This is a genomic window from Streptomyces sp. NPDC014006, assembly GCF_043088925.1.
GTDB lineage: Bacteria > Actinomycetota > Actinomycetes > Streptomycetales > Streptomycetaceae > Streptomyces.
Genome location: NZ_JBICAJ010000043.1, coordinates 1 through 9,187 on the forward strand (window position 1 = coordinate 1; position 9,187 = coordinate 9,187).

General features: G+C 68.9%; 10 protein-coding genes and 1 pseudogene. 6 read left to right on the forward strand and 5 right to left on the reverse strand.

Annotation, left to right across the window (positions count from 1 at the left end):
- From ACF1GV_RS42385 to ACF1GV_RS42400, 4 genes and pseudogenes are all read left to right on the forward strand, one after another.
- Positions 1 to 202 (forward strand): annotated as a pseudogene (locus ACF1GV_RS42385) (IS5/IS1182 family transposase); the annotation flags it as partial.
- 570 nt (positions 203 to 772) lie between these two features.
- Positions 773 to 1,048, forward strand: coding sequence for a hypothetical protein (locus ACF1GV_RS42390; protein WP_391692488.1), 276 nt, complete (start codon positions 773 to 775; stop codon positions 1,046 to 1,048).
- 372 nt (positions 1,049 to 1,420) lie between these two features.
- Positions 1,421 to 2,752: a helix-turn-helix domain-containing protein gene (locus ACF1GV_RS42395; protein WP_391692490.1), complete on the forward strand. Its 1,332-nt coding sequence runs from the start codon at positions 1,421 to 1,423 to the stop codon at positions 2,750 to 2,752.
- A 104-nt stretch (positions 2,753 to 2,856) separates the two neighbouring features.
- Entirely contained in the window at positions 2,857 to 3,066 is a 210-nt protein-coding gene (locus ACF1GV_RS42400) for a DUF6207 family protein (protein ID WP_391692492.1), read from the forward strand.
- A gap of 68 nt (positions 3,067 to 3,134) precedes the next feature.
- On the opposite strand, the gene ACF1GV_RS42405 is transcribed toward ACF1GV_RS42400, so the two are convergent.
- On the reverse strand, positions 3,135 to 3,578 hold the full coding sequence (locus ACF1GV_RS42405) for a hypothetical protein (protein ID WP_391692494.1): 444 nt from the start codon (positions 3,576 to 3,578) through the stop codon (positions 3,135 to 3,137).
- 369 nt (positions 3,579 to 3,947) lie between these two features.
- Complete coding sequence (locus tag ACF1GV_RS42410; protein WP_391692504.1) at positions 3,948 to 4,802, reverse strand: IS5 family transposase; 855 nt, start codon at positions 4,800 to 4,802, stop codon at positions 3,948 to 3,950.
- 470 nt (positions 4,803 to 5,272) lie between these two features.
- On the opposite strand from ACF1GV_RS42410, the gene ACF1GV_RS42415 reads away from it, so the two are divergent.
- Positions 5,273 to 5,455 carry a hypothetical protein gene (locus tag ACF1GV_RS42415; RefSeq protein ID WP_391692496.1) on the forward strand — a complete coding sequence of 61 codons (183 nt, stop codon included), beginning with the start codon at positions 5,273 to 5,275 and terminating at the stop codon, positions 5,453 to 5,455.
- Here the strand turns inward: ACF1GV_RS42415 and ACF1GV_RS42420 are convergent.
- The gene (locus ACF1GV_RS42420) at positions 5,452 to 6,378 is read right to left on the reverse strand and encodes a Ku protein (RefSeq protein ID WP_391692498.1); all 927 of its coding nucleotides are present in this window, start codon (positions 6,376 to 6,378) and stop codon (positions 5,452 to 5,454) included. The two genes, ACF1GV_RS42415 and ACF1GV_RS42420, sit on opposite strands and share 4 nt — an antisense overlap.
- A gap of 103 nt (positions 6,379 to 6,481) precedes the next feature.
- Here ACF1GV_RS42420 and ACF1GV_RS42425 point away from each other — a divergent pair, with 103 nt between their 5' ends.
- Positions 6,482 to 6,685, forward strand: coding sequence for a hypothetical protein (locus ACF1GV_RS42425; RefSeq protein WP_391691550.1), 204 nt, complete (start codon positions 6,482 to 6,484; stop codon positions 6,683 to 6,685).
- Positions 6,686 to 7,316: 631 nt separating this feature from the next.
- Here the strand turns inward: ACF1GV_RS42425 and ACF1GV_RS42430 are convergent.
- Both ACF1GV_RS42430 and ACF1GV_RS42435 read right to left on the reverse strand, forming a co-directional pair.
- A complete protein-coding gene (locus tag ACF1GV_RS42430; RefSeq protein WP_391692500.1) occupies positions 7,317 to 7,943 on the reverse strand; it encodes a DUF6417 family protein in 627 nt (208 codons plus the stop codon).
- Positions 7,944 to 8,142: 199 nt separating this feature from the next.
- Positions 8,143 to 8,628 (reverse strand): lamin tail domain-containing protein, encoded by a 486-nt coding sequence (locus ACF1GV_RS42435; RefSeq protein WP_391692502.1) that lies wholly within the window; start codon positions 8,626 to 8,628, stop codon positions 8,143 to 8,145.
- Between the last annotated feature and the right edge of the window lie 559 nt (positions 8,629 to 9,187).

Here is a 9,187-nt window from a genome sequence, read left to right on the forward strand (position 1 = left end):
GCACCGCCGCAACCGCGGCCGGCGAGGCGGCCGACCGCCAGGCTTTGACCACGATACCTACCGCCGTCGCAACACCGTCGAACGCTGCTTCAACCACCTCAAAGGCTCCCGCGGCATTGCCACCAGATACGACAAGACCGCCACCTCATACGAGGCAGCGGTCAGTCTCGCGCCATTCCTGCTCTGGGCAAGATCCGTTTGAAGACGGACCCTAGTCGTTGTGGTCGGCGTCCTGTGTGATCGCGCCTCACGCCGTTCTGCCCAGGACACGGATGAAGAGGGTGAGCAGCGCGGCGCGGAGGCCGATGTGGTGCGGGTGGACTGTTCGGCGAGGGCAGGGCGCGGTGCGGTGCTCGGAGCTGTACCGCTGTGATCATGCAATTGCACGTTTCTGGACGTGCTACGCCGCATGTCCGATCGAGCGAGGTCTTTTTTTGATCGAAACGCAGCGCTTGATGCCACCCTTCCAGCACGAGGTGACCGTTTAGCGGGGGTCGCGCGCCAGGGAATGACAGAAAGCGATCGACGTCGAAAGCAGGGCGCGGCTCACCCGCGGCATTACAGAACTCAGGGAGATTTCCGGCGTCTGAGCAACGAAAAACGCGCCGTCCTGGGGCAACCAAAATTTTGCCCGTTGTGCGGCTTTTGGTTGATTAGCTTATCGCACTGTGTATCGGTAGCTTCACCCTCAGGTGCGTGCGGGACCTCGCACAACGTCTACCAAACCCTGTTCGAAGTCCCGCACGCGTACGGCAATCCAAAGGAGTGCCCTATGGGGCGATCTACCCCCCGGCGCCGCCGGGTGAAACAACCTTCCGGCCGCTTCGTACGCAGCAAGCGTAGTGGCCGTAACGAAAACTTCCGTTACGTGAACCGCTTTGGCACGCCCGCCGTCGGCGTGTTCATCGGCATCCTGTTCATTGGGTACCTGCTCATTTCCCGCCCGTCCGTCCACGTGACGGTTACGTCAGAGGCCGCAACGGTCCTCAGCGGTGTGCTCTCTGGCACCGCCCTGCGGCTTCTGAACAACCGCCGCTACCGGCGCTAAAAGGCCTCGGGCCGGGGGAAGACCGGCATCACCGCTTCTTCTCCCGGCCCGCTGGCGCGGGATAGCCCCCTGTCGGCCGGACCGCGCGAGTCAGGACGGCCGCGTGTGACGAAACCCGGGGAATCTCGGGTGTATCAGTCGCGGCCAACCCTCCATGAACCCTTTTCGTTACGGACGGAAGCAACCGTGAGTGACAGCTGCGAGTTCTGCGGATCCCCGCTCACCTCAGGCCCCGGGAAGGGCCGTCCTCGCAAGTACTGCGGGGACGCCTGCCGTCAGGCCGCCCACCGACGCCGCATCAGCGCAGGAACCCCTGACCCATCCACCGGGCCGCACCTCACACAACCGGCTCCCGCACCCGAGCCGCCCCCTGTGCCCCGCCCAGCTCCGACCTCCCGCGCGGCCGGTCACGGCCCCTCGGCAGGAGACGAACTCCTCACCGAGATCGCCAGAGACATCCAGGAAGGCGCCCGCGATCTCGCCCGCCTCCTTCCCACCCTCAGCGGGGAAGAGCCCCTGCAGCGCATCACCCAGCTGCAAGAACAGCTCGACGGCCTCACTGCCGCGGTCGTCGGCCGCGCCCGCTACCGTCGCGTCACCTGGGCCACCATCAGCTCCCTGCTGCGCATCAGCGAGGACACCGCCCGCCACCGCTACACCGACCGGTACATCCTGCGGCGCCTGGCCCGCTTCAACCGCTGCGAGACACCGCTCACCTCCCTGACCGGCCTCTTCACCACCCCCAACGGCACCGGCATGTCCCCCGAAGCCCCCGCCGGCAACGACGCCACCACTGACAACGCCGACACAGGCCACGACCGTGGGGAACGCGGAGAGGCACCAGAGCAGACCGCACCCAGCGAACCGTCAGGAGCCGCCTACAACCGGCTCTCCCCGATCCTGTCCATGCTCATCCGCACCGCCCAGCTCACCAACAAGGAAGTCAGCCACAAGATCGGCTGCTCCCCCTCCTACCTGTCCCGCATACTGACCGGCGAACGCGTCCCCACCTGGGAACTCACCCGCAAGTTCGCCCACGCCTGCGGCGCCGACCCCGAAGTCCTGCGCGCCGTCTGGGAGACCGAGAAGCTCAGCCAGAAATACCGCGAACCCTCCCCCGACCCCGACGCCGAACCCCTGCCAGCCGCCGAAGAACTGCGCACCGCCATCCACACCCTGCACCTGCGCGCAGGACGCCCGGCACCCAGCGACATCGCCGTCGCCAGCCGCTGGGTCCTCACCGCCGGCACCGTCGCCTCCCTCCTCGAAGGCACCGTCCTGCCACCCCGCGACGTCCTGCAGAAGTTCGTCCGGCTCCTGGGCGGCGACGTCGACCGGATGACCCAGCTCCTTCACGACGCGCACCGCGAAGCCGCTCACGCCACGACCGCCCTGCAGCCCGCCAGCCGGCCAGAAGCCGACCCGGCCCCGGCTGCGCCCCGCCCCACGAGCAGCACGCCGCCCGCGACCGCTTCCCGGCGCACCGGCCTCGCCGGGCCGGACGCCGTGATGAGGACGTTCAGCAAAGTCCTCACCGAGGACCGCCCCGTGGAAGAGGGCCGCGCCCGTCTCCTGGACAAGCTCGCCGAACAAAGCCCCCAGGCCGACCGCGAGCGGCGCACGACACTTGCCGCACTCACGGAGGCGCTGCGGCAACGCAAACTGCCGCCCGTCACCGCGATCACCCCGCTGCGCGGAACATGACGAGCCCCGCCTACCGCAGCCTCCCCGGCGGCCAGCCGTACACGGTCGGGTGAAGAAACCCCCGGTGGCAGAACCGCTGCAGCCGCCGGCACGTCCTGCCGTGCGTGAGGAAAATCCATGACGCGCACGTCGCAGTTCCGGGCCTGGCCGTAGTGGAGGTGGCGACCGCCGACGACGAAACCGCCTTCGCCATCCAGGCGCTGCTCGCCGCCCGATGCGCCATCGCACCGGCGGACCGCACGACCCGCGAACCAGGCGAACCGGGCGTACGGCTGCGCTGCTATGTGAACCTCCACCCGGAGCCAGACGCGTAGCAATGCGAGGCGCGAGCCATCGGCGAGGGCGGCAGACGCCGGCCGTTACGACTACCGGCCGCTGCGTGCTACCGGGCGAGCACCACGGTGACCGGCGTGTTCGGACAGCCGTTCAGGTTCTCCGACAGAGCGGCTTCCTCGTTTTCGTCGATGCTCAGGCGCCAGCGCATCTTGTCGGCGATCCAGTCGGCGACGTACTGGCAGCGGTAGCCCGCGGCCGGAGGCAGCCAGGTGGTGGGGTCCTGGTCCGCCTTCGACCGGTTCGACGCGGCCGACACCGCGATCAACGCCCGCTCGTCGCCCAAGTCGTTGGCGTAGTCGTACTCGGCGCACCATGCGGACTCCTGGTGCGGAAGCCACACCCAGCCGCCGTTCCGCCCACCGCTGCAGTACTCGCCGTCAAGCTCCGGTGGCCAGAGGGCGGCATCCTCCAGTGCCTGGGCCCGCTTCTCGATGGGTATGGCACTCAAATACTTCCAGTCCGCCATGAACAGCATGAGATTCAGACCCATGGCGGCAGCATAAGCAGGCCGACGTAGGAACCCGAGGTCGGCCGACCCTCTCGCCGCACATCAGCGGCATGCCGTGCTGGGCGCTGCATGCCAGCCGGACACTTACATCGCCCTCGCACGCCCCACTGCCAGCCACCTATCGTGCTCAGCCGCCAACCAGCGTGCTCAAGTGCCAGCTATCGCGCTCAGTCACAGCAGGGCGCCGTGAGCGGGGTGTCGAGGAGCGAAGAAAATCGAACACGTGATTGAATTCAGCCATGCGACCGATTCCCGACGACCTGGCCCGGGCGGTTGACGAGTGGCACGCCACCTACCGCCAGCTCACCGCGCAGCCGCGCACTGCCCTGCGCAGACGACTAGGGTCCGTCTTCAAACGGATCTTGCCCAGAGCAGGAATGACGCGAGACTGACCGCTGCCTCGTAGGAGGTGGCGGTCTTGTCGTATCGGGTAGCGATGCCTCGAAAGCCCTTGAGCCGGTTGAAGCAGCGTTTGACGATGTTGCGTCGACGGTAGGTCTCCCGGTCGAACCGGGGAGGCCGGCCGCCGTCACGGCCACGGTTGCGGCGGTGATGTTGCTGGTCGCGCTTCTCCGGAATGGTGTGTGCGATGCCGCGCTTGCGCAGGTAGGCACGGAGGCCGCGGGAGGCGTAGGCCTTGTCCGCGACTACGTGGTCCGGTCGGCAGCGGGGCCGACCCCGACCAAGGCGGGGCACTCGGATGCGCTCGAGAAGCGGGCGTGCGCAGATCCCGTCGTGGCGCTGGCCGGCCGTGAGCAGGACGGCCAGCGGCCGTCCCCGGCCGTCGCAGGCGAGGTGGATTTTGGTGGTCAGTCCGCCTCGGGATCGGCCGAGGGCGTGATCGTCCGGTTCGTCCTGCCGGCGGATCCCTCGGCCCGTGGCGGCGGCGTGCTGGTGGGCGCGGACGATGGTGGAGTCGATCTGGACGAGCCAGTCGATGTCTCCGGCCGCGTCAGCCCGGGCCTGCATCTGCTGCAGGGCCCGGGTGAAGATGCCGTCGAGGGCGTAGCGGCGGAAGCGGGTGTAGACCGTCTTCCACGGCCCGTAGCGTTCGGGCAGGTCACGCCAGGAGATCCCGGTCCGGATCTTGTAGACCATGCCGTTGATCACCCGGCGGTCCTCCACTCGTGGTCGACCAGTCGAGGCCCGCGGTATGAGCGGAGCGAGTAACTCCCACTCTTGGTCGGTGAGTTCATGACGGCGTATCACGCCACCATGATCCACCATCTAGCGATCTTTGAAGACGGACCCTAGTCCAACTGTCGGGTGAGGTGCTCTTCCACCCCCACTGGCGAGGCCAGCGCACGCCAGCCGCCTCCACGCTGTACGGCGCCGGTCATCGCGCCCGGGCCTCTCAGCCGCCTCATGATCTTGCACGTCTGAAACCGAGACATGAGCGATGCAGTTCCGGACGCGGCAGAAGCTCGGCCCTGGCGCCCGGAGGATGGGCGAGAGCCGGTCGTATGGACCTGGCCATCGACGGATCCGCCGGCCCTGTGGGTCATGTCGTCGGGCCGCTGGCGGCGGGGCGAGGTGCGGGCCAGGCAGGACTGGTCTCCGCGACGCGCAGCAAGGGGGCGGGCTGCCCCGTCCGCCGTCCAGGCGGGTGAGGCCTGTCGCCACACCCGGCCGAGGCGCTCGGGCGGTGGGGACGACGGCGCCGTAGCGTCGTGAGCGTGAACGATGCGCCCAGACGTATCGATCCCCGGACCGACCGGGCCACCGCGGCGCTGCTCCTCGGGTGCCGGCCGAGCCAGGTCGGGTACTGCGCGCGCTGCCAGGGCCTCACGGTGCGCTACGGGCCGCACGCCCTGGTCGTCTGCCCGGCCTGCCGCGCCTCCGAGCAGACCCCGGGCTAGGCGCTGCGCGGCTTGTGGCTGCTCGTCTTCTTCGCGGCGGTCTTCTTGGCGGCCGTCTTCTTGGCAGGGGCCTTCTTCTTCGGTTTCGGCAGTTCGTGAACCTCGGCCTCGCCGCCGTGGTCGCCGCGGGCCTCGCGGGCCTTCTCCACCGAGGCGTTCAAGGCGGCCATGAGGTCGAGGACCTGGGCCGGCTCCTCTGCCTCCGGTGCCTGCGGGAGCGGCTTGTCCTCCCGTTTGGCCTCGATGATCTGCGCGATGGCTTCGGTGTACTCATCGTGCGCGTCGAGCGCCTCGAGGTCTTCGACGGTCATCGTCTCCATCAGGGCGAGGGCCCGCTCGATCTCCTCGTCCGAGACCTGTACGGGCGGCGGGAGCAGCTCGGCGGGGTTGCGGATCTCGTCGGGCCAGCGCATCGCGTGCAGGACCAGGGCGTCGTCGCGGACGCGGAGCATGCCCAGGCGTTCGCGGCCGGACCAGGCGTACTTGGCGATGGCGACCTTCTCGGAGCGTCCCAGGGCCTGGACGAGGAGCTTGTACGGTTTGGCGGCGACCTGGCCGCTGGCCTGCAGGTAGTAGCCGTCGCTGATCTGGATCGGGTCGATGTCCGCGGCCGGGACGAACGCGACGATCTCGATGGCTTTCGCCGTCGGCAGGGGGAGGTTGCTCAGTTCCTCGTCCGAGATCGGCACGATCTGCGCGGGCTGGTGCTTCGTCTCGCGGGTGACCTCGTAGCCCTTGCCGATCTCGGCGCTGGACACCTCGCGGTCCTCGAGGTCGCAGAACTTCTTCACCCGGACGCGGCCGCCGTCCTCACGGTGGTACTGGTGGAAACGGATGCTGTGGTCCTCGGTCGCACCGACCACATTGATCGGCACCGTGACCAGGCCAAAGCTGATGGCACCGCTCCAGATCGTCCGGGGCATACGTGTCCCTCCGTGGTAGCCCCGAGCACACCCAGCCTACGAACCCCGCGCCCCCGGCGCACCACACCATGCGCCCCTCGGGGCACAGCGGGACGCTGGAGGCATGGTCCAGGTGATCGTGTATCCACCCGACAACCAGGGCGGCCGGCGCGTGCGAGCGGACGGCACCATCCTCGGCCGCGCCTACCGGCTCCGCGACGTCGTCGCCTTCCTGCAGGACGCCGGCATGGAAGGGATCGACGACCTCGACGTCATCCGGTCCGACGACATCGAATGGCGCGGCGGCGGCCCGGAGGTGTGGGGGTAGAGGAGGTCAGGGTGAGGCGGCTTCAGGCGCCAGCCGCTGCCGGTGCAGCTGTCGTGCAGGGGCGGGAGCCGGTGGCCCTTCACATCGGTGCTGTATTGGTGGCTCTGCCCGCAGTCGCACTCGTAGATCCCCGACTGGGGGACGATCTCGCCCGGCTGGTAGGTCTTCTCGCCGCTTTCCAGCGTCCACGGCGGGCGTGAGAGCGGCGGGTCGCCCGGGGCTGAGCAGGTGACCGAGTTGTGTCCTGGATTGTCAGCTGGCGTCGAGGATGTCCGCCCCGCCATGTTGGATGGCTGGGTGGCGAAACGACGAAATGCGAAGCGGCCTTCCTTCGGTCTGCCCAAGGCAATCGTCCTGCTGGGGACGCCGGACGGCTGGCGCCACAGCGTCCTCACTGCGGAAGGCGGAATGTTCTGCGGGCGCCTCAGCAGCGAGCTGCTGGATCCCGCAGTGGCGTTGCCCGCCGCGGCCAGGATGGTGAAGGAACTCGCGCGCGACTTCCACGGCACCAGCGTCGAGGTGACCTGGGACCCGCGCCAGGAACCTTGGAGCTGGACCGGCCAGGTCATTCCCGTCCCCGATGATGAGGCCGCCCGGCACACTGCGGAGGCTAAATGCCAGGCTCAGGCCGTCAGAGGGAGGCGGTACGCGACGGCGGGCGCACAGCGCCTGCGCGGCCGGTCGACGGGTCGACGCGGTAGGTGACCCCGTATTCGCGGGCGAACCAGTTGGCCTCCGCCACCGAGCCGCTGAGCGCGCGCAGGTGGAAGGCGTAGGCGACCGAGTCGATCTGCTCGGTGGTGAGGGTCATGCGCCAGCGGTTGCCCGGCCGGTCGAAGCAGGCGGTGCGTACGCGTTCGATGAGGCCGTCGGCCGGTGGCACGCGCAGGACGGGGGCGAGGTTGGCGTAGACGCGCAGGGCGTCCATCTGCGCGGGCCGCAGCTCGATTACCTGCTCTGTGGCTGCGGGTGGTGTGCTGTGCGGGGTGGGGTCGGGAGATGCGTGCTGGTAGGTCAGGACGTCGTGGCCCTGCGGGCTGAGGCGGGCGGCCCACAGAACGGGGCGTCCTTCGTAGGCGGACAGTTCCGCGCGCATCTCCCGGTCGGCGAGCTCGACCAGGCCCTGGGTGGCTGCGGTCTGCAGGGACTGCTGCAGGCCTGGCGGGATGGCAGTGGACAGCACCCAGCCGTAGACGGATTCCGTCTCCCGCTCGCGCAGGGAGCGAAGGGCGTCCAGCCGTGACTGCCGCGCGTTCATGCTCACCCTTACCCTCGTCACCACCCGATGCCGGGGCAGACGGTAGAGCCTTCACGCAGGGCTAGGCGAATGGCGCCGCGCTGGCCCCACGCGTGTGATAGGCGATGCCACGCGGGTAGGGCCACCCCCGCCGTCCCGGGGTGGCCCCACAGTGCTCTCGCACATGCCGGCTGAGCGTCAGATCACGCCGCTGGTGCGGTCAGTGGTGGTGTCCGCCGCGGTGCTGGGGGCCCCAGGAGTAGTCGTCGATGAAGCGGCCGCGGTCGTTGCGCAGGGTGGCGGTGTCGCGGTCGTTGTTCCAGACGTAGTTGCGGCGGTCCTGGAACACATCGTGGCGGGCGTCGCGGCCTTCGCCGGTGTGGACACGGACGGTGGAGCGGCCGTCGAGGCGGTAGTGGTGGAAGGTGTAGGTGTGGCCGTCCTCGTCGCTCAGGGTCCAGCCGTCCAGGTTCACCGCCCGGCGGGTGCTGTTCGTGATCTCCACCCACTCGGCGTTCAGCGAGCGGTTGGAGCGGTCGTCCCGTCCCGGGGAGTCGTACTGCACCGCGCTGATCGTCACCTCATCGCGGTCACGCGAGGCGAGGTGGTGGTCGGCGGCCATGGCCGGCAGGGCGGCGGCCCCGACCAGAGCGGCGGCCACGGCAGCGGCGGCGGTCAGACGACGGGCGGAAGAAGAAACGGACACCAAGGTCCCCCTTCAGAGTGCGCACACCAACCGGCCCCGAAAGCGCAGGTCCGGCGGATGCGTTGTGCTGGTGTGAGGCCGGCCGGCCGCACACGCACACCTTGCAGCCACCAGCCCCGGCATGTGTGGGAAATGCGGAGGCCCGTTACGATTTCAACAGGCTTCTGTAACTCTCACCTGTAGTGACCATCAAAGCGGTGAATGCTCCAGATTGACGTCCCGTTTCGGACGCAGGCGTTGCAGCGCCTGGCTCAAGGTGACGGTCCGCCAGATACCGCCACCCCACCGGCCGGAACGCGATCACCCGAAAGTGAGTAACGACAGGCGCTGCCGGGCATCCACCCGGCCCTTCGCGCCCCCGCTGGACAGCACACCGGGTGCCAGCCACCCCGCAGGGCCCGGCTGACTCACCTGGCGTCCGGTCTTGCGCCCTCACCGAACGCGGATACGTCCGCGACGGCTACGTCCCGGGGCAGCCGTGCGGGACCGGATGGGGTGACGCAGGCGCCGCGTTGGGCCCGGAGAGTGACGCGCCTGGGAGAGCAGTGGCTCTACCCGA

What these genes read in the sequence shown, in the direction of transcription:
- ACF1GV_RS42390 (WP_391692488.1), top strand. Translation starts at nt 773, where the DNA reads ATGGGGCGATCTACCCCCCGGCGCCGCCGGGTGAAACAACCTTCCGGC.
- ACF1GV_RS42405 (WP_391692494.1), bottom strand. Translation starts at nt 3,578, where the DNA reads ATGGGTCTGAATCTCATGCTGTTCATGGCGGACTGGAAGTATTTGAGT.
- ACF1GV_RS42420 (WP_391692498.1), bottom strand. Translation starts at nt 6,378, where the DNA reads ATGCCCCGGACGATCTGGAGCGGTGCCATCAGCTTTGGCCTGGTCACG.
- ACF1GV_RS42425 (WP_391691550.1), top strand. Translation starts at nt 6,482, where the DNA reads ATGGTCCAGGTGATCGTGTATCCACCCGACAACCAGGGCGGCCGGCGC.
- ACF1GV_RS42430 (WP_391692500.1), bottom strand. Translation starts at nt 7,943, where the DNA reads ATGAACGCGCGGCAGTCACGGCTGGACGCCCTTCGCTCCCTGCGCGAG.